Here is a 19,357-nt window from a genome sequence, read left to right as displayed (position 1 = left end):
AAGGATGGGGCATGAAGACCGGACTCAGGTCGCGAATCCGGTTCATTGACTCGCTGGGCTTTCGCCTTGCCGCACTGCTGTCCATCGCACTCCTGCCCATCGGCCTGATCGCTGTTGCGCAAAGCTCGCGCAGCATCATGGAAAGCCGCCGTGTGTCCGACACGGCACTTCTTGGCCGCACGGCGGAGGCTGCGGCTTCTGAGCGCACCCTGCTTCTGACAACCTTCGGCGCGGCGGAGGCACTCGGTGACAGTGTGCTCGCCACCGCGGAGCGGCCAGAGCAGTGTTCGGCCCTGCTCCGCTCCTTTGTGGCGCAGTCCTCGGTGATCGATTTCGTGGGGTATACCGACGAAACAGGGCATCAGAACTGCATCTCCTCCGGCCTGCCGCTCGACGTTTCCGCATATGAGCCGTTCCGCATCATGCAGACACAGCGGGAGGTTCTGATACTTGCATCCGACGGCAACCGGCGGGTGTCGGAGCCGAGCGTCGATGTCCGCTGGCCGCTGTTCTCCGAAGGACAGTGGCGGGGGTATCTCTATTTCGGCATTCCGAAAAGCAACATCGGATCGATCAGGGACTATTCCGAAGGCGTCCGCCGACCGACCGTCATCACCTTCAATGCGCGCGGCGAGATCCTGACAAGCTCATTGGCGCGGGACGATCTTGAGGGACAGCTGCCGAAGGGACATCCCCTTACGACTTTCGCGGTCGATACGGAGCAGGTTTTCCGCGGGCGCAACAATCACGGGGAAAATCGGCTCTTCGCCGTGTTGCCGGTGATCCGGGGACAGGTCTTCGCCATCGGCAGCTGGGGGCCACGGGAAGATCTGGCCGCCGCAGTCAGCATTCCCGCCGCCGTCCTCTATCCTTTGTTGATGTGGGCCGTCAGCCTTGTCGTTGCGTATCTGGCGGTTCATCGCCTCGTCATCCGCCACATCCGCGAAATGCGCGGCCAGATGCGCCGCTTCGCGCTCGGGCAGCGCGATACCGCCCCCGAAGTGCTGACGGATGCCCCCGCCGAAATTCAGGAGATGAGCCACACATTCCACAACCTCACCCGCATCCTGATCCGGGATGAGGACGCACTGGAAGCGTCTCTGAGCGAAAAGACCGTTCTTCTGAAGGAGGTGCACCACCGGGTGAAGAACAACCTTCAGCTCATTGCGTCGATCATGAACATGCAGATCCGCCGGGTGAAGGAGCCCTCTGCCCGCCGCGTGCTGAAAAGTGTCCAGAACAGGGTGATGAGCCTCGCCTCCGTGCACCGCAGCCTTTATCAGGCCGAACAGCTTTCCGCCGCACGGGTGGACAGGCTGATCTCTGAAATCGTCGATCAGATGGCCGCTGTGGCCACGGACGGACATCACCGGATCGATATCCGCAAGGACCTGGCGGAGATCACCCTTTATCCCGATCAGGCTGTGCCGCTTGCCCTGCTGACAACCGAAGCCTTCACCAACGCGCTGAAATATATCGGGAGACCGGCCGAAGGCGATCCATGGGTGCGTGTGGCCCTGTCGCAGCCGGAACCGGGACTGGCCATATTCTCCGTTGAAAACACGCTCGGCACCGAGATTTTCGGAGAGGAGGAGCGGGATGCCCAGGCGGCCAGCACCGGTCTCGGCTCCCAGCTCATCCAGGCTTTCGTCGTACAGCTGGAGGGGGAGCTTCTTACCGCCGCGGTGGAAGGCGACATCTACCGGCTGGCGGTCAGCTTTCCCGTTCAGGCTTTCACGCCCGCCTGACATTTGCGGAACCAGACCCGAGTTCCCGCGTTGATCGGAAGGAAACAAGGAGATCACGATGAACTGGGACCAGATCGAAGGCAAGTGGACGCAATTCAAGGGCAAAGCTAAGGAGAAATGGGGCGACATCACTGATGACGACCTGGACAAGATCGCCGGTAAACGCGACCAGCTCGTGGGCAAGCTTCAAGAGAAATACGGCTACGCCAAGGATCAGGCCGAAAAGGAAGTGGACGAATTCTCCAGTTCCATGCGCTGATCCCAAGCAGCTTTCATGACAAAGCCCCGGTAAACACCGGGGCTTTCCTATTTTGCGCGGCAGAACCTCAGAAGTCGAGATTCTCCACCGAGAGCGCATTCTGCTGGATGAATTCGCGCCGCGGCTCCACCACATCGCCCATGAGCTTGGTGAAGATGTCGTCCGCTTCCGCCACATCCTCGATCCGAACCTGAAGGAGCGTCCGGGCCTCCGGGTCGAGCGTGGTTTCCCAGAGCTGGTCGGGGTTCATCTCGCCCAGCCCCTTGTAGCGTTGCAGGGTAAGCCCCTTCTCGCCTTCCGCCAGAATGGCTTTCAGCAGGTCGATGGGGCCGTGGATCGGCTGTTCCCGGTCCTTGCGGACGAGCTTTGCCGGGGTGCCGTAAACCTCACGCAGTTTCTCCGTCAGGCTGCCGAGGCGCCGCGCCTCTGCCGAGCGGAAGACCGGGCCGTCCAGCGTCCGCATCTCCTCCACCCCGCGCACCAGACGGCTGAACCGCAGGCCGTGGTCCTGTGTCGGACGCCCCTGCCACCCGCGCTCATACTCCACAGAGACGAGATCCAGCCGCTCCGCCACCACATTGGCCACGCCTTGGGCATCCTTGTCCACCGCGCCGGGCAGCATGGCTCCGGCAATGGCGGCCTGCTCAAGAATGTTCTGCGGATAGTGGGTCGGGAAGGTCTGCAGCACACGCCGCACGGTACGCGCCTCCTCCACCACGCGGGCGAGGTCGGCGCCGGCAATCTCGCTCCCGTCGCCCAGCCGCAGGATTGCCCCTTCGACCCCTTGATGGACAAGGTAATCCTCCAGCGCGGCCTGATCCTTCAGATAGACCTCCGAGCGGCCCCGCGCGACCTTGTAGAGCGGCGGCTGCGCGATGTAGAGGAAGCCGCCCTCGATGATCTCCGGCATCTGCCTGAAGAAGAACGTCAGCAGCAGCGTGCGGATATGGGCGCCGTCCACGTCGGCGTCCGTCATGATGACGATCTTGTGGTAGCGCAGCTTCGACACGTCGAACTCGTCCCGGCCGATCCCGGTGCCGAGCGCGGTAATGAGGGTGCCGATCTCCTGACTGGCGAGCATCCTGTCGAACCGGGCGCGCTCTACGTTCAGGATCTTGCCCCGGAGCGGCAGCACCGCCTGATTGGCGCGGCTGCGTCCCTGTTTGGCGGACCCGCCGGCGGAATCGCCTTCGACGAGGAAGACCTCCGACTTGGAGGGGTCCTTTTCCTGACAATCGGCCAGCTTGCCCGGCAGGCTTGCCACATCCATCGCCGTCTTGCGCCGGGTAAGCTCGCGGGCCTTGCGGGCGGCTTCACGGGCCAGGGCGGCTTCGATGATCTTGCCGATGATCGTCTTGGCTTCGGCGGGGTGCTCCTCGAACCACTCGCCCAGCTTTTCGTTCACCAGCCCCTCGACGGCGGGCCGAACCTCTGACGAGACGAGCTTGTCCTTGGTCTGGCTGGAGAATTTCGGATCGGGAACCTTGACCGACAGCACGCAGGTCAGCCCTTCGCGCGCGTCGTCGCCCGTGAAATCGATCTTTTCGCGTTTGGCGATGCCGCTGTCCTGCGCGTATTTGGTGAGCGTCCGGGTCAGCGCACCGCGGAAGCCCGCAAGGTGCGTGCCGCCATCGCGCTGCGGAATGTTGTTGGTGAAGGGCAGAACGGTTTCATGATAGCTGTCGTTCCACCACATCGCGACCTCCACCCCGATGCCGCCCTTTTCGCCGGTGATATAGATCGGCTCGGGCATCATCGCGGTCTTGGACCGGTCGAGATAGCGGACGAATTCCTTGACCCCGCCCTCATAGCACAGCTCCGTCCGCAGCGGCTCCGCCGGGCGGTCGTCTTCCAGAATGATGCGGACGCCGGAATTCAGGAACGCCAGTTCCCGCAGCCGGGCTTCCAGCGTCTTGAAGGAGAATTCGCGGTTGGAGAAGGTGCCGTTCGGGTCATCGATCTTGGTGGAGGCCATGAACCGGACCTCCGTCCCCTTCTCGCCCGCCGCGTCGCCCACGACGCGCAGATGCTCCACCGTATCGCCATGTTCGAAGCGGGCGTAATGCTCCTTGCCGTTCCGCCAGACGCGCAATTCAAGCCAGTCGGACAGCGCGTTGACGACGGAGACGCCGACGCCATGCAGTCCGCCCGAGACCTTGTAGCTGTTCTGGTCGAATTTCCCGCCGGCGTGAAGCTGGGTCATGATGACCTCGGCGGCGGAAACCCCCTCCTCCCGATGGATATCCACCGGAATCCCGCGGCCATTGTCGCGCACGGAGACGGAGCCGTCCGCGTGAATCCTTACCCCCACGAAATCGGCATGACCGGCGAGGGCTTCGTCAATGCCGTTGTCCACGACTTCATAGACCATGTGGTGCAGGCCCGAGCCGTCGTCCGTGTCGCCGATATACATGCCGGGACGCTTGCGAACGGCCTCCAAGCCCCTGAGAACCTTGATGGATTCTGCGCCGTATTCTTCGGGCTTCGGAACGGGTTGAGCCATAGGGGAGATACCTTCGACATTGCCCCCGATTTATAGCGGGGGGAGCATGAAATGTCACCCTCGGACACAAGATTTGGTGTCAGAGAAATGCGATCGCGCCTCCGACGAGGATGAGCAGCGCCCCCGCGATGCGGTTGGTGCGCGCCATCGCCGAGGGCGAGGACAGAACCGCCCGCGCGCGCGAGACGGCGGCAGCGGCGATGAGGTTGCCGGCCAGCGGCACGGCGGCGGAGACAGCCACGATCACGGTCAGGTCCGCGGCTCCGGCATGGGACAGATCGAAGAACCCCGGAAGGACAGCCATGTAGAACAGGATCGCCTTCGGGTTGCCGAGGATGGCCATCACCCCGGCGGAGAACCCCGACCACAGGCCGGGGCGGGCAAGGCGGCTGTCACGATCAGGCGGCGCACCGGCGTTGCGGATCAGCCCCCAGCCGAGCCACAGGAACATCGCCACCGCGACCCAGCGCATCACGTCGAGCGCCCATGCGTTGGCGGTGATGAACCAGGCCATGCCGAACGCGGCAACCAGCGGCCAGAGCACATCCCCCACCGTCACGCCGAGCGCCAGCGGCCAGGCGGCGGAGAACCCGCCGGAGAGCGCCCGCGCCGTGATGGCCACGAACACCGGCCCCGGTGTCAGCCAGAGCACGAACAACGCCCCCGCGTAGAGCCAGAGCGCCTCTGCCGTCAGGGTCATGCGACACCATCGCGCTGCACCGGCGGCTGAAGCGCCCGATCAGCCAACGGTCTGGCGGACGCAGCTCTCACAGTGCGGGGTAGAACCTGTCCGCTGGGGACAGGGTGAAGATCTCGCAGCCTGTCGCCGTCACGCCGACGGCATGCTCGAACTGTGCGGAGAGCGACTTGTCCCGCGTGACCGCCGTCCAGTCGTCGGCCAGCACCTTGGTTTCCGGGCGGCCGAGGTTCACCATCGGTTCGATGGTGAAGAACATCCCCTCCTCCAGCATGGGGCCGGAGCCGGGACGGCCATAGTGCAGCACGTTCGGCGGCGCGTGGAACACCCGCCCGATGCCGTGGCCGCAGAAATCGCGCACGACAGACATGCGCTGACCCTCCACATAGGCCTGAATCGCGTGACCGATGTCGCCGAAGGTGTTGCCGGGCTTCACCTGCTCGATGCCGAGCATCAGCGCGTCATGCGTCACGCGGATCAGACGTTCCGCTTTCCGGGAGGGGGTGCCCGCGACATACATGCGCGAGCTGTCTCCGAACCAGCCGTCCAGGATCACCGTCACGTCGATGTTCAGGATGTCGCCGTCCTTCAGCACCTTCGCACCCGGAATCCCGTGGCAGACCACGTGGTTCACGCTGATGCAGGAGGCGTGCTGATAGCCGCGATAGCCGATGGTGGCGGAGACCGTACCCTTCTCCGTCACCTTGCGGGTGATGATGTCGTCGATCTCCGCCGTGGTGGCGCCGGGATAGACCGCCTCGCCGATCTCATCGAGAATCTCGGCGGCGATACGACCGGCGGCATGCATACCGGCAAAGTCTTCAGGATCGTGGATTCGGATGCCGTCCTTCGTCAGACGGCCATGGTGGCGATCGTCCACAGGCAGCTCCGTCAATTGTGATGGCCCCTAGATAGTCATTTGCTCCGGGATTTGCCAGAGCCGGGACGCACCGGCACGGCGGGGCCGAGCGTCAATCCTTCCGGGGCGATCCGGGTCGCATGGGCGATCACCTCCACCCCCGCCGCATGCGCCGCCTCCGCAGCGCGCGCATAGGCCGGGTCGATGTCGCCCGCGACCGCCACCGCGTCGCAGTCGGACCGGCCGAGCAGGTAGAGCAAGACCGCCCGGCGCCCCTCTCCCGCCGCGGCCGCAAGCTCCGCCAGATGACGCGCGCCCCGCGCCGTCACCGTGTCGGGAAACTCGCCCAGCCGACCCTCCCGGCGCAGGGTGACGCTCTTCACCTCCACCAGTGCATCGGGCAGCCCCGCGCCCGTGAGCAGGAAATCGGCCCGGCTCGCCTGACCGTAGCGCACCTCGGCGCGGTGGGTGCCATAGGCGGCGAGCGCCGGGATCGCGCCGCTCCGCAGCGCTTCCGCCACGATACGGTTGGGTGTCGAGGTGTCGATGTTCACCAGCGTCCCGTCCGGCAGTTCCGTCAGCCGCCAGCCGTAGCGCAACTTGCGGCGCGGATCGTCGTTCCCCTCCACCCAGATCGGCATCCCCGGCTCGGCCAGACCCGTCATCGCGCCGGGGTTCGGGCAATGGGCCACATGCTCCGTGCCGTCCTCCAGCAAGATGTCAGCGAGGAAGCGTTTGTAGCGGCGCAGCAGCCGGACCCGGCGGAGAGGGGATTGAAAGCGCATCGTCAGGGTCTATAGCTGTGACGGGGACGCGACAAGACGACCGGCATTGCCCGGCAGGAGGACAGGATGACGAACCCGACAGCCGCAATGCTGGTGATCGGAGACGAGATCCTCTCCGGTCGCACCAAGGATACCAACAGCGGCCACCTTGCCGACGAGTTGACGGTGCGGGGCATCGACCTGCGGGAAATCCGTGTGATTCCCGACGATCACGCCGCCATCGTGGAGGCGGTGCGCTCGCTTTCCGACAGGTTCGACCATGTGTTCACCTCTGGCGGGATCGGGCCGACGCATGACGACATCACCGCCGATGCGGTGGCCGAAGCCTTCGGCGCGACGATCGGCGTTCGGGCGGATGCGCGGGAGATCCTCGCGCGCCACTATGCCCGTCAGGGCACGGAACTGAACGAGGCGCGGCTGCGCATGGCCCGCATCCCGGACGGCGCCGCGCTGATCGACAATCCGATCTCCGCCGCACCGGGGTTCACCATCGGCAATGTGCATGTGATGGCGGGCGTACCGACAATCTTCGGCGCGATGGTGGCGTCGGTGCTGGCCACCATCGACGGGGGCGCGCCGCTCCTCTCCCAGACTCTCCGCATCGAGAGGGGGGAGGGCGAGGTGGCGACACCGCTCGCCGATCTCGCGCACCGCTATCCCGAACTCACGATGGGCTCCTACCCGTTCCAGAAGAACGGCGTGTATGGCACGAATATCGTCGTCCGAGGCACCGATCCCGGCCGGATCGGCACCGCAGTGACGGAGCTTGCAAGGCTGTTCCCGGAGGCGATCGCGTGACTTACGGCGAGGTGATGGACGCCACCTGGCCCGCCGAATCGCTGCACCGGGCCGGTGCATGGCTCATCCGTGTGTCCCCTGCGGCGGGGGGCAAGCGCGTACAGGCGATCACGCCCGCAGAACCCGACGCCCCGGACCCGGAGGAGGCGATCCGCGCCGCCCGCGCCCTTGGACAACGCCCGATCTTTCGCGTGGAGGCGGAGGATGACGCTCTGGACACCCGGCTGGCAGCGGCAGGGCTGACGAAAATCGACCCCGTCATCTACTACACCGCCCCGACGGCGCTGGTGGTGGGCACCGGTCCGAAGCCGGTCACCGGCTTCACCATCTGGGAGCCCTTGCAGCTCATGCTCGACATCTGGGCGGATTGCGGCACCGCGCCGGAGCGGATCGAGGTGATGCATCGCGTCAAGGGGCCGAAGACCGCCCTTCTCGGCCGGTCGAAGGACCGCGCCTCCGGCGTGGGGTTCGTCGCGCTGGCGGGAGATCGGGCGATGGTCCATTCCCTCGCCGTCCTGCCCGCCTTCCGTCGCATGGGCGCGGGGCGCAACATGATGCAGCGCGCGGCGCTCTGGTCGATGGAACAGGGCGCAGAGGAGATCGCCCTGGCCGTGGAGGCGGAGAATACCGGCGCGCGCGCATTGTATGACTCGCTCGGCATGCGTGCTGCGGGGGGATATCACTACCGCGTGGGAGGAGATGACTGATGAGTGACAACGCAACCGCCCTTGACCTGCCGATGGTCGATCCGCTGCCGGAGGCGACGGCCAAGTATTTCCGCATCTGCGAGGAAAAGCTGGGCCTCGTCCCCAATGTGCTGAAGGCCTATGCCTTCGACATCGACAAGCTGAACACCTTCACCGCTCTCTACAACGACCTGATGCTCGCCGGCAGCGGGCTGACCAAGCTGGAGCGGGAGATGATCGCGGTGGTGGTCTCCTCCCTTAACCGCTGTTGGTATTGTCAGGTCGCCCATGGCGCGGCGGTGCGCGAGTTGTCGGGCAATCCGGCGCTGGGGGAAGCGATGGTGATGAACTGGCGCGCGGCGGAGCTGGATGCCCGGCAGACGGCGATGCTGGCCTTTGCCGAGAAGCTCACCCTCGACAGCGCCCGTGTCGTGGAGGCGGACCGGGAGGCGCTGCGGGCCGCGGGCTTCTCCGACCGCGACATCTGGGACATCGGCGCCGTCACGGGGTTCTTCAACATGACCAACCGCGTAGCCTCCGCCAGCGACATGCGCCCCAACCCGGACTACCACGGCATGGCGAGGTGAGGGGAGCGCTCCTCTCTCTGCCGTTCCTCGCCCTGCTGATAAGCCCCCTGCCGCTTGCCGCAGCGCCGGACCTCGGGCTGCCGCCTGACGCCGTGCTGACGGTGGACAGCCATGTGGCGATGGGCAGCTATGCCCTGCCGACCGGGCCCACCGATGGATCTGCTGATGGCTCTCTCCCCACCAGGATGCTGGAGGGGGAGGTCACGCGGCAGGTCTGGCGCGTGCCCCGGCCCGGCTTTTCCACCCTCGCCGCGCTGACGGGGATGGAGGAGCGGCTGTCCGCGGCGGGTTATCGTATCGGCTTCACCTGCGACACGCTGGCCTGCGGCGGCTTCGACTTCCGCTATGCCACCGATGTCGTCCCGGAGCCGGAGATGCATGTCGATCTGGGCGATTTCCGTTTCGCGGTGGCGGAGGGTGCGGCAGGCATCGTCAGCCTGTTCGTCAGCCGGTCGAGTGACAGCGGCTTTGTTCAGATGACCCATGTCGCCCCGCGATCCGCGCGGCCTGCGCCCGCGCTGGAGTCGGCGCCTGCGCCGGAGTCGGTGCCGGAGTCGGTGCCAGAGTCGGTGCCGAAGCTTCCCGAGGCGCCCCCCCGGGGCGACATTGCCGAACGGCTTGCGGCGGAGTTTGCCGTCCCTCTTGAGGACCTGCGGTTCGCCAGCGGCGCAGCGACGCTGGATGGCGGGGGCTTCCCCTCCCTCGACGCGCTCGCGGCATGGCTCAGGGAGGATGCGGGGCGGCGCGTGACACTTGTCGGCCATACCGACAATTCCGGCACGCTGGAGGCAAACCGCGCCCTGTCACTCCGGCGGGCCGAAGCGGTGCGCAATTACCTGACCGGCAAGGGCGTCAACACCCGCCAGATCCGGGCGGAAGGCGTGGGCTGGCTGGCTCCGCGCGATAGCAATGCCACGGAAAGCGGCCGCCTGCGCAACCGCCGGGTGGAAGCGGTGGCGGATTAGCAGGCTGCTGAAAACGCAGTCCGCGGTCAGCCCTTGGGCGGAGACCTTTCCCACATTGTTGAGGAGCGCCCCGGTTGGTGAGCGCCCCGGAAACCGCCCGTTCTGGCGCGACCGGACAGGTTTTCTGGCTTTCAAGGCAAGCTTGGGGAGGTGCCCGACTTTTTAGGCAGCCTGTCAGATAAGGCCAGCCACGCCCACACGGATCAAATCTGATGCTCCGCAAAGCGATCGCTCAGGAAATCGATGAAGGCGCGCACCTTCGGCTGGGTAAACCTGCCGGGCGGATAGACGGCATGCACGCCCACATTCTCCATCGGCAGGCTGGGAATCGCCTCCTCCACCAGGCCCGCCTTCATCGCCTCCGCATAGAGAAACCGGGGCAGATAGGCGATGCCCAGACCGGAGATTGCCGCGTTCAACAGCGACTGGCCGTCATTCACGGTGAGCCACCCGGTCGTCCGCACTGCGCGCCGCTCCCCGGATGGCGTTATGATGCGCCAGACATTGGCGCTGGCTTCGTTGGAGTAATGCAGCAGCCGGTGATCGCTCAGTTCCTCCACCCGCTTCGGCCGGCCGAACTGCTCGAAATAGGCAGGCGCCCCGACCATCCTCCGGGTGGTGTTCAACAGCCGCCGCGCTCGGAGCGAGCTGTCCTCCAGCTCCCCCATGCGAATGGCAAGGTCGAACCCCTCCGAAATCAGCTCCACATAGCGGTTGGAGAGCGACATGTTCACCGTCACTTCCGGGCAGTCGCGCAGAAAATCCGCGAGAATCGGTGACAGCAGGCTGACGCCGAAGTCGGTATCGACGGAGACGCGCAGCACACCGGAAGGCGCTGTCTGCATGGAGGTGACGAGCGCATCGGCCTCTCCGGCATCATTCAGCACCCGGCGGGCGCGGTCGTAATAGGCCAGCCCGATCTCCGTCGGGCTGACGCGCCGGGTCGTGCGATTCAGAAGCCGCGCGCCAAGCCGCGCTTCAAGGGAGGACACATGTTTCGACACGGCCGATTTGGAGATACCCATCTTGCGCGCGGCATCCGTGAATCCACCCTGATCCACGACCGTCGCGAAGGCCTCCATCTCTGTCAGTCGATCCATTCCAAATCTCCAAAACTAATCACCGGACACCGGCCCACACAAGCTATCTCACTGATAAGGAAGAACAATGAGAAGCTCTAAAAAAGGGCACGGGATGTGGGAGGGTATGCAATTAAAAGAAGAAGTAACACATAATCAATCGCCAAAAAAGTGTCCTTACGCTTGAACCGTATTTGGAAACGAATCACGCGTCAAACGCGCGCCCCTAGATTATTCCGAAACAGCAGGGAAGGCTTCCCGATCCTCACCGGCGAATCCTTGCCGATCTCCCATTTGGAGCCCTCCCGGATAGCCTCAAGAAGAAAGCCGTCCGCCTGCCCGAAATTTCAGCTTGTCCAAACCGTTCCGTCCTCTCAAGTCTGTAACCCAACGCATCCTGTGATCCTGACGGGTATGCCGAAAGCGGTGCCCGATGTCCTATGCCCCCCTCGCCACATATGTCGCGCCAGCGCGGCGACGTTCTGCCCTGTGGCGGACGGTGCTCGGCCTGTTGCTGATCTTCGCGGTTTACGCGGCGATTCTCGCGGCGGTTGCGGCCGTGCTTTTCCGGCTGGCCGGAGAAGGACGCTTTCAGCCGCTCGCCGCCGACATCGCATTGGGTGAGACACCCTGGGGTATGATCGCGCTCCTGTGGTCCTTCGCGGCGCTGGCCATCGGCCCGATGATCGCGGTGCGCCTGCTGCATGGACGGAGCATCCGCTCACTGTTCGGGCGGGGGGGCACGGTCCTGCGCGACTTCGTGAAGGCCGCCGCAACGCTCATCGTGATCTATGTGCTCGGCATCACTGTCACCAGCCTGCTCCCGGGGGAGGAGGGAACGCTGCCCGGGCTCGACCTGCGGCGCTGGCTGACCTTCCTGCCGCTCGCGCTGATCGGGATCGGCATCCAGACACTGGCGGAGGAGCTGGTGTTCCGCGGCTATCTTCTCCAGCAACTCGCCGCGCGTTTCCGGTCGCCGCTGATTTACCTGCTCCTGCCAAGCATCCTTTTCGCATTGCTGCATTATGAGCCCGGCCTGATGGGGCCGAATGCGATCTATGTGGTCGCTGCAACGGGGCTTTTCGGTCTGGTGGCCGCCGATCTGACAGCGCGGACCGGCTCCATCGGCGCGGCCTGGGGGCTGCATTTCGCCAACAATGCCGCTGCGCTGCTCTTCGTCTCCTCGGGCGGCGCGCTGCAGGGTCTGGCGCTTCGCATCTCCACCGTGGCGCCGGAGACGGAGGGCTTCGTCGCGATGATCGTGATCGACGCGGTGATGCTGGCCATCGTCTGGGGTCTGTGCCGCCTCGTGCTGCGGCGCTGATTGCATTTCAGGCCCGCGCGGCTTATCTCAGTCGCGACCGAAAGAGGGCCCTCTGCGCGCATGAACTGGATTTCCAACTACGTCCGCCCGAAGATCAACTCGCTCTTCTCCCGCCGGGAAGTGCCTGAGAACCTGTGGACGAAGTGCCCCGAATGCGGAACGATGATCTTCCATCGGGAGCTGACGGACAATCTGAACGTCTGCCCCAATTGCGGCCATCACATGCAGATCAGCCCGCGGGACCGCTTCCGCGCGCTCTTCGATGGCGGGATCTTCACGGAGGTGAAGGTGCCGGAGCCGATCGTCGATCCGCTCCACTTCCGTGACCAGAAGAAATATCCCGACCGCCTGAAAGCCGCTCAGAAATCCACCGGCGAGAAGGAGGCGATGCTCGTCGCCGAAGGCGAGATGGGGCGCACCCCGATTGTCGCCGCTGCTCAGGACTTTTCCTTCATGGGCGGGTCGATGGGCATGTATGTCGGCAACGCGATCATCGCCGCAGCGGAACGCGCCGTGGAACTCGGACGGCCGCTCGTGCTCTTTTCTGCTGCGGGCGGGGCACGAATGCAGGAAGGGATCCTTTCCCTGATGCAGATGCCGCGCACCACGGTCGCCGTGGAGATGGTGAAGGAAGCGGGGCTGCCCTACATCGTCGTTCTCACGCATCCGACCACCGGCGGCGTGACGGCAAGCTATGCCATGCTGGGCGATGTGCAGATCGCGGAGCCGAATGCGCTCATCTGCTTTGCCGGCCCGCGCGTGATCGAGCAGACGATTCGCGAGAAGCTGCCCGAGGGCTTCCAGCGGGCGGAATACCTGCTGGATCACGGCATGCTGGACCGCGTTACGCCGCGCAAGGACCTCAAGGATGAGCTGACCGCGATCATCCGCCTGCTGATGAGCCAGCCGCAGGCCGTGAAGGCGGAGCTTCCCGCCCCCGCTGAAGACGCGGAAGCCGAGCCTCTCGACGTGGACACAACTCCGTGAGCGAGACGCCTGCCGGTAGCAAATCCCACGACCGCAGGGGAGATGGGCCGGTGACTGGCATATCCGCGCAGGAGGGGGCGGGCAAAGGGCCGCACTCTCCCGACACGGTTCAGCCCGGCGCGCTGCCGCAGGACGGGCCTGTACCGGCAAGCGCGGGGCAGGATGGATCCGCCAAAGGCGCTGCGTCTCCGCTTGAGGGGGCGGCAGGAAGCGACGCGATTCTCGACCGCATGATGCGGCTGCACCCCAAGGTCATCGATCTCACGCTCGACCGTATAGGGGAATTGCTGAGCCGGCTTGGCCATCCCGAACGCGCCCTGCCGCCGGTGATCCATATCGCCGGAACCAACGGCAAAGGCTCCACGCAGGCCATGATTCGGGCCGGGCTGGAGGCGGAAGGCAAGCGGGTCCATGCCTATACCTCTCCCCACCTCGTCCGGTTTCACGAACGCATCCGGCTGGCCGGAGAGCTGATCGACGAGGGCGAGCTGATGCGCCTTCTGGACGAATGTGACCGGGTGAATGCCGGAGCACCGATCACCTTCTTCGAGATCACCACGGCGGCGGCATTTCTCGCCTTTTCCCGTGTCCCGGCCGATTACCTGCTGCTGGAGGTGGGGCTGGGCGGGCGATTCGATGCGACCAACGTGATCGACCGCCCTGCCCTGACCGTCATCACGCCGGTGTCCTTCGACCATGAGCAGTATCTGGGCGACACGCTGGGGCAGATCGCGTTTGAAAAGGCGGGAATCCTGAAACCCGGCGTCACCGGGATCATCGGGCCGCAACCTCCCGAAGCGCGCGAGGCGATCACGGCACGGGCGGAGGCGATCGGCGCGCCCCTCCTCCTCTCCGGGCAGGATTGGCAGGTCTGGGAGGAGCGGGGACGCCTCGCCTATCTGGATCAGCGGGGCCTGCTCGATCTGCCGCTCCCCAATCTTCCCGGGCCGCATCAGGTTGAAAACGCAGGCGCCGCGCTCGCCGCGCTCCGCGCTCTCGGCATCGGCGAAGCGGGGACGGAGGCCGCCGTTACGCGCGCCGTCTGGCCGGCGCGGATGCAGCGTCTTCGCCGGGGTCCGCTCGTGGAAGCTGCGCCCGCGGCGGATATCTGGCTCGACGGGGGCCACAACCCGGCAGGCGGACAAGCGCTGGCGGCGACGCTCGCCCGGATGCCTGAACGCCGGACGCATCTTGTCTGCGGCATGTTGAATACGAAGGATATCACCGGCTATCTCCGCCCGCTGGCCGCGATGGCGGAGGATCTGCGCGCCGTCAGCATTCCCAATGCGCCCGCGACGCTACCGGCCGGGGAAACCGCTGCCGCGGCACGGGCAGCCGGCCTGAATGCCCATGTCTGCGAGAGCGTTCTGGCAGCCGTCGAAGAGATTGCAAACAGCGATCCCGACTCGCGCATTCTGATCGGCGGCTCCCTGTATCTCGCGGGAGAGGTGCTGCGCGACAACGGCTGACACCCGTCACTCGCCCAGCACCACTTCAAAGCGCGTCAGGTTGGTCCGGGCGCTGCGCCGGTAATCCAGGTGCTCGGCCATGGAGCGGACGAGGAACCAGCCATAGCCCCCTTCCGGCGGCGGACCGCTTTCCGGCAGCGTCCCGTCGGGCAACGTCCCCCCCGGCATGACCACGCCCCTGTCGCTCACGACGAAACAGGCCCGGTCATCCCCGTAGCGCATGCGGATCGCAATCGGCCCCTCATCCCCTGCATAGCCATGCTCGACGATGTTGTTCAGGATTTCGGCCAGGGCGATCTCCGCCCTTGCCAGACCTTCATCGGAAGTGCCGCGCAGCCGGAGCACGCCGATGATCCGGGTCAGCGCACCGCGCACCGCCATCGGGTGGGCGGGAATGAGCAGGCGCATCTGCTCCTGCCCGCCTGCCATGTCGCTCCTCTCTACGCGGCCCATGTGCCGTCAGGAGGCGAGGGGCAACGGCCCCGCCTCGTCCAGCGGCGGGTGGATCGGGAAGATCCGGTCCATCCGTGTGAGCGTCAGAACCTTGGCCACTGTGGGGGTCAACCCCGCAAGCTCCAGCCGCCGCTCCGGTTGAAGAAGCTTCATCACCGCCACCAGCGCGCCAAGGCCGGAGCTGTCGAGAAAGGTGACCTGCCCCATATCGAGAATCACGCGGGCCGCGGGTTCGGCGGTGAGATGGCGCATCCGCTCCTTGAAGGCGATGGCGGAGGCCGCGTCGATCCGGCTCTCCTCCACCCGGATGAAAAGAAGGCCGTCTGTCAGTCTGGCGGAAAGCTGCATGTCAAATACCCCTTAAAAACCGGCGAGTCGCACCCGCGTATGGAAATGCTGGCAGCAAAGGGTTACTTTTGAGTAAACTCTCCGCATGCTCAGGAGGACAGAATGAGAGAAGTTGTTATCGCAGGCGCTGCCCGGACCCCGATGGGCGGTTTTCAGGGCGCTTTTGCCGAACTGGACGCCCCCACCCTGGGAGGCGCGGCGATAGAGGCCGCGCTGAAGGATGCGGGTATCTCTCCCGCCCGCGTTGAAGAGGTGTTGATGGGCAACGTCCTCTCCGCCGGTCAGGGGCAGGCGCCCGCGCGGCAGGCGGGTTTCAAGGCGGGTCTGGGCGAGGAAGTTCCGGCCACCACGCTGAACAAGATGTGCGGCTCCGGCATGAAGGCGCTGATGATCGCCGCCGATCAGGTGGCGCTTGGCCAGACGGGGCTGATGGTCGCGGGCGGGATGGAAAGCATGACCAATGCCCCCTACCTGCTGCCGAAGATGCGCGGCGGCGCGCGGATGGGGCATCAGCAGGTCATCGACCACATGTTCCTCGACGGGCTGGAGGATGCCTACGACAAGGGCCGGCTCATGGGCACCTTCGCAGAGGATTGCGCCGAAGCCTTCCAGTTCACCCGCGAGGCGCAGGACGAATTCGCGCTCGGCTCGCTGGGCAATGCGCTGGAAGCGCAGAAATCCGACGCCTTCCGGCGGGAGATCGCGCCCGTCACCGTCACCACCCGCAAGGGACAGGTCACGATCAGCGAGGATGAACAGCCCGGCAACGCGCGGCCCGAAAAGATCCCCACGCTGAAACCCGCCTTCCGCAAGGACGGCACCGTGACGGCTGCGAACTCCTCCTCCATCTCCGACGGCGCGGCGGCTCTGATCGTGGCCAGCGGCGATGTGGCCGTGTCGGAGGGCCTGCCGATCCGGGCGCGGATCCTCGGCCATGCTTCCCACGCGCAGGCACCGGGCTGGTTCGCCACCGCCCCGGTCCCCGCCGCGAAGAAGCTGCTCGACCGGCTGGGCTGGTCGGTCGAGGATGTCGATCTGTGGGAGGTGAACGAAGCCTTTGCCGTCGTTCCCATGGCGTTCATGCAGGAGCTGAACATCCCGCGCGACAAGGTGAACGTGAACGGCGGGGCCTGCGCGCTCGGCCATCCGATCGGGGCTTCGGGCGCACGGATCGTCGTCACGCTGCTGAACGCGCTGGAGACGCGCGGCTTGAAGCGGGGCATCGCGGCGATCTGTATCGGCGGCGGCGAAGGCACGGCCATCGCCATCGAACGGCCCTGATGAGCGGCCGCTGCCTCTGCGGGCATGTCTCCTTCACCCTGCGGGAGACGCCCGAGGGTGTCGTGATCTGCCGCTGCGCCGATTGCCGGCGGTGGTCGGGCAATGCCTGGGCCTCCGTCTCGGTGCCGCTGGAGGCGCTGGAGGTGCGGGGCACGCCGGTATGGTATCGCTCCTCCGCCCACGCCCGCCGGGGGTTTTGCGGGGGCTGCGGCGCGTCGCTGTTCTGGCAGCCCGTGACCGAAGAGATGGCGAACGGCGAAATGGCAGGCGGCGAGAGAATCGCTGTCTCGGCGGGCGCGCTGGACCTGCCCACGGGGCTGTCGGTCCTGCGGGAGGAAGGCGACCCCGCCGACTTTCAGCAGGCCGGCCCCCTCCCTGCGGAGCCGCGACGGCTGACCGGCCGCTGCCTCTGCGGCGGCGTCACCGGGCGGCTCGCGGGGCCAGCGGGCGCGGTGGAAGCCTGCCATTGCAGCCAGTGCCGCCGAATGACGGGGCACCACAGCGCCTCCTTCGGACCGGTGACGGAGCTTGTGCTGAGCGGACACACGCTCCGATGCCGCGCCACCGGGACGGGTCACTGGAAGTTCTGCGGCACCTGCGGCTCCACCATCGGGTTCAGCCGGGGAGAGGACACCTGGGTGGATGCGGGCTTCATCGACCCGCCCACGGGCGGCAGGCTCACCGCGCATATCTTCACCGCCTTCAAGGGCGACTATTACGCGATCACGGACGGATTGCCGCAGGCTGCCGAGCGCTAGCAGGCTAGCGAAAAGCAGTCCGGGGGGAGCCCCCCGATTGCCGGAGATCGGCCCGGAAACCGCAGGTTTGGTCCCGCGTCCAGACCGAATTCCGGTCTTTCAGCGTAAGCCCGGCCAATGCCCGGCCTTTCCGCAGCCTGCCAGGCTTGGAACGGCGGCGCGGATGGCTTACATCCGCTCCGCCATGACCGACCATTACGCCCCTCCCGACACTCCGCTCAGCATCCTGCACCACGACCATGAGATCGTGATGGTGGACAAGCCCTCCGGCCTGCTTTCCGTGCCCGGCAAGGGGGAGCATCTGGCCGACTGCCTCATCACCCGCCTGCAGGGGCTGTTCCCGGAGGTCCTGCTGGTCCACCGGCTGGACCGGGATACCTCCGGCGTCATGGTCTTCGCCCTTACCCCACATGCGCAGCGTCATCTGGGGCTGCAATTCGAGAAGCGGATGACCAAGAAGGTCTATCTGGCCCGTGTCTCTGGGCATGTGGAGCCGCGTCATGGCACGGTGGACCTGCCGCTCACCGTGGACTGGCCGAACCGCCCGCTCCAGAAGGTGGATTTCGAGACGGGCCGGGAAGCGGTGACCGACTGGCGCGTCGTCCGCCACGAAACCGGGCCGGAAGGGGCGACGACGCGGATGCGCCTCATGCCGAAAACAGGGCGGAGCCATCAACTCCGTGTGCATATGCGGGAACTCGGCCATCCGATCCTCGGCGACAGCCTCTATGCGACGGGCGAGGCCCGGAATGCGCCCCGGCTGATGCTACATGCCGAAAGCCTGCGCTTCCGTCATCCCGATGGCGGCAAGAGCCTGTCCTTCTCCGCCCCGGTGCCGTTCTGAGACAGGCGTCCCGAAAGCGCGGCAAGGCAGGGAAAGCGTTTGGCGCGGCCCGCCCGCGGTGGAATGCCGTACCTTTCCTTACCCGCCCGCTGACACCGGGCGAGAAGCTGCCTATTCTCCTAGGCAACCGGCAAGCAGCCTGAAAGGATGGACCATGTCGCTTCGCATCAACGATATCGCGCCCGACTTCACCGCCCAGTCCACGGAAGGGGAGATCCGCTTTCACGACTGGATCGGTGACGATTACGCCATCATCTTTTCCCATCCGAAGGACTTCACCCCCGTCTGCACCACGGAATTCGCCGCCGTGGCGAACCTTCAGGACGAATTCTCCAAACGCGGCACCAAGGTGATCGGCGTTTCGGTGGACCCGCTGGACAGCCACCAGAAGTGGAAGGCCGACATCGCGCAATACGGCGGAACGGAAGTGTCGTTCCCGCTGATCGCCGACCCGGACCTGACGGTGGCCAAGCTCTACGACATGATCCCGGCCGAGACCGTGCTGCCGGACGGGCGCACGCCCGCCCATACCGCCACCGTGCGCTCCACCTTCTTCATCGGACCGGACAAGAAGATCCGCGCGGCGATCATCTATCCGATGACCGTGGGGCGGAACTTTCAGGAAGTGCTCCGGGTGCTCGACGCGCTCCGCCTGACGGATGGGGTGCCGCTGGCCACGCCTGCCGACTGGAAACAGGGCGATGATGTGATCGTGGCGCTGGCGCTCGACGATGCGCAGGCCAAGGAGAAATACGGCGAGTTGGACATCCAGCTCCCTTATATCCGCAAGGCCAAACAGCCCGCATAAGCCCGCACGCCTGAGCAGCCGGTCAAGCGCAGTGTGCAAGGCCGGCCGCCATGGAGAGAGACGCCGGGCGTCAAACCCCGCGGTGCGGTCCGATCCGCCCTTGAGCGCAAAGCAGGCAC

General features: G+C 65.7%; 20 protein-coding genes. 13 read left to right on the top strand and 7 right to left on the bottom strand.

Annotated features, from left to right (window positions below; all coding sequences use genetic code 11):
• Positions 1-11: 11 nt before the first annotated feature.
• Together RT513_RS10405 and RT513_RS10400 are read left to right on the top strand one after the other, a co-directional pair.
• The gene (locus RT513_RS10405; RefSeq protein WP_290685684.1) at positions 12-1,748 is read left to right on the top strand and encodes a sensor histidine kinase; all 1,737 of its coding nucleotides are present in this window, start codon (positions 12-14) and stop codon (positions 1,746-1,748) included.
• Between the two features lie 58 nt (positions 1,749-1,806).
• Positions 1,807-2,007, top strand: coding sequence for a CsbD family protein (locus tag RT513_RS10400; protein WP_035741702.1), 201 nt, complete (start codon positions 1,807-1,809; stop codon positions 2,005-2,007).
• 67 nt (positions 2,008-2,074) lie between these two features.
• On the opposite strand, the gene gyrB is transcribed toward RT513_RS10400, so the two are convergent.
• From gyrB to sfsA, 4 genes are all read right to left on the bottom strand, one after another.
• Complete coding sequence (gyrB, locus tag RT513_RS10395; protein ID WP_088213665.1) at positions 2,075-4,510, bottom strand: DNA topoisomerase (ATP-hydrolyzing) subunit B; 2,436 nt, start codon at positions 4,508-4,510, stop codon at positions 2,075-2,077.
• A 79-nt stretch (positions 4,511-4,589) separates the two neighbouring features.
• A complete protein-coding gene (locus RT513_RS10390; RefSeq protein ID WP_088213664.1) occupies positions 4,590-5,210 on the bottom strand; it encodes a LysE family translocator in 621 nt (206 codons plus the stop codon).
• 67 nt (positions 5,211-5,277) lie between these two features.
• Positions 5,278-6,093 carry a type I methionyl aminopeptidase gene (gene map / locus RT513_RS10385; RefSeq protein WP_373447775.1) on the bottom strand — a complete coding sequence of 272 codons (816 nt, stop codon included), beginning with the start codon at positions 6,091-6,093 and terminating at the stop codon, positions 5,278-5,280.
• A 29-nt stretch (positions 6,094-6,122) separates the two neighbouring features.
• Positions 6,123-6,851, bottom strand: a complete 729-nt coding sequence (gene sfsA / locus RT513_RS10380; protein WP_290685674.1) for a DNA/RNA nuclease SfsA — start codon at positions 6,849-6,851, stop codon at positions 6,123-6,125.
• A gap of 66 nt (positions 6,852-6,917) precedes the next feature.
• Between sfsA and RT513_RS10375 the strand changes: the two genes are divergently transcribed.
• From RT513_RS10375 to RT513_RS10360, 4 genes are read left to right on the top strand one after another with little or no spacing between them, the layout of a single operon-like run.
• Positions 6,918-7,649, top strand: a complete 732-nt coding sequence (locus RT513_RS10375) for a competence/damage-inducible protein A (RefSeq protein ID WP_088213662.1) — start codon at positions 6,918-6,920, stop codon at positions 7,647-7,649.
• Positions 7,646-8,356: a GNAT family N-acetyltransferase gene (locus RT513_RS10370; protein WP_290685670.1), complete on the top strand. Its 711-nt coding sequence runs from the start codon at positions 7,646-7,648 to the stop codon at positions 8,354-8,356. The genes RT513_RS10375 and RT513_RS10370 overlap by 4 nt, the downstream gene beginning before the upstream one ends.
• The gene (locus RT513_RS10365; protein ID WP_088213660.1) at positions 8,356-8,922 is read left to right on the top strand and encodes a peroxidase-related enzyme; all 567 of its coding nucleotides are present in this window, start codon (positions 8,356-8,358) and stop codon (positions 8,920-8,922) included. The genes RT513_RS10370 and RT513_RS10365 overlap by 1 nt, the downstream gene beginning before the upstream one ends.
• Entirely contained in the window at positions 8,919-9,887 is a 969-nt protein-coding gene (locus tag RT513_RS10360; RefSeq protein ID WP_290685665.1) for an OmpA family protein, read from the top strand. The genes RT513_RS10365 and RT513_RS10360 overlap by 4 nt, the downstream gene beginning before the upstream one ends.
• Positions 9,888-10,090: 203 nt before the next feature.
• On the opposite strand, the gene RT513_RS10355 is transcribed toward RT513_RS10360, so the two are convergent.
• Entirely contained in the window at positions 10,091-10,987 is an 897-nt protein-coding gene (locus RT513_RS10355; RefSeq protein ID WP_290685662.1) for a LysR family transcriptional regulator, read from the bottom strand.
• 412 nt (positions 10,988-11,399) lie between these two features.
• On the opposite strand from RT513_RS10355, the gene RT513_RS10350 reads away from it, so the two are divergent.
• From RT513_RS10350 to RT513_RS10340, 3 genes are all read left to right on the top strand, one after another.
• Entirely contained in the window at positions 11,400-12,290 is an 891-nt protein-coding gene (locus tag RT513_RS10350) for a CPBP family intramembrane glutamic endopeptidase (protein ID WP_290685659.1), read from the top strand.
• A gap of 60 nt (positions 12,291-12,350) precedes the next feature.
• Complete coding sequence (gene accD / locus RT513_RS10345; RefSeq protein ID WP_088213658.1) at positions 12,351-13,277, top strand: acetyl-CoA carboxylase, carboxyltransferase subunit beta; 927 nt, start codon at positions 12,351-12,353, stop codon at positions 13,275-13,277.
• A gap of 230 nt (positions 13,278-13,507) precedes the next feature.
• The gene (locus RT513_RS10340; protein ID WP_290685745.1) at positions 13,508-14,746 is read left to right on the top strand and encodes a folylpolyglutamate synthase/dihydrofolate synthase family protein; all 1,239 of its coding nucleotides are present in this window, start codon (positions 13,508-13,510) and stop codon (positions 14,744-14,746) included.
• 6 nt (positions 14,747-14,752) lie between these two features.
• On the opposite strand, the gene RT513_RS10335 is transcribed toward RT513_RS10340, so the two are convergent.
• Together RT513_RS10335 and RT513_RS10330 are read right to left on the bottom strand one after the other, a co-directional pair.
• Complete coding sequence (locus tag RT513_RS10335; RefSeq protein ID WP_290685654.1) at positions 14,753-15,175, bottom strand: ATP-binding protein; 423 nt, start codon at positions 15,173-15,175, stop codon at positions 14,753-14,755.
• A 30-nt stretch (positions 15,176-15,205) separates the two neighbouring features.
• On the bottom strand, positions 15,206-15,547 hold the full coding sequence (locus RT513_RS10330) for an STAS domain-containing protein (protein ID WP_290685651.1): 342 nt from the start codon (positions 15,545-15,547) through the stop codon (positions 15,206-15,208).
• Between the two features lie 102 nt (positions 15,548-15,649).
• Here RT513_RS10330 and RT513_RS10325 point away from each other — a divergent pair, with 102 nt between their 5' ends.
• From RT513_RS10325 to RT513_RS10310, 4 genes are all read left to right on the top strand, one after another.
• Positions 15,650-16,828 carry a thiolase family protein gene (locus RT513_RS10325; protein WP_088213655.1) on the top strand — a complete coding sequence of 393 codons (1,179 nt, stop codon included), beginning with the start codon at positions 15,650-15,652 and terminating at the stop codon, positions 16,826-16,828.
• Positions 16,828-17,586 (top strand): GFA family protein, encoded by a 759-nt coding sequence (locus RT513_RS10320; RefSeq protein WP_290685646.1) that lies wholly within the window; start codon positions 16,828-16,830, stop codon positions 17,584-17,586. Before RT513_RS10325 ends, RT513_RS10320 begins: the two co-directional genes overlap by 1 nt.
• A 184-nt stretch (positions 17,587-17,770) precedes the next feature.
• On the top strand, positions 17,771-18,430 hold the full coding sequence (locus RT513_RS10315; RefSeq protein ID WP_088213688.1) for an RluA family pseudouridine synthase: 660 nt from the start codon (positions 17,771-17,773) through the stop codon (positions 18,428-18,430).
• A 154-nt stretch (positions 18,431-18,584) separates the two neighbouring features.
• Positions 18,585-19,238: a peroxiredoxin gene (locus tag RT513_RS10310; RefSeq protein ID WP_290685643.1), complete on the top strand. Its 654-nt coding sequence runs from the start codon at positions 18,585-18,587 to the stop codon at positions 19,236-19,238.
• Positions 19,239-19,357: the final 119 nt, after the last annotated feature.

The sequence above is a fragment of the Haematobacter sp. genome (genome assembly GCF_032102465.1).
Taxonomy (GTDB): Bacteria; Pseudomonadota; Alphaproteobacteria; order Rhodobacterales; family Rhodobacteraceae; genus Haematobacter.
This window is presented reverse-complemented; position numbering and strand designations above follow the sequence as displayed.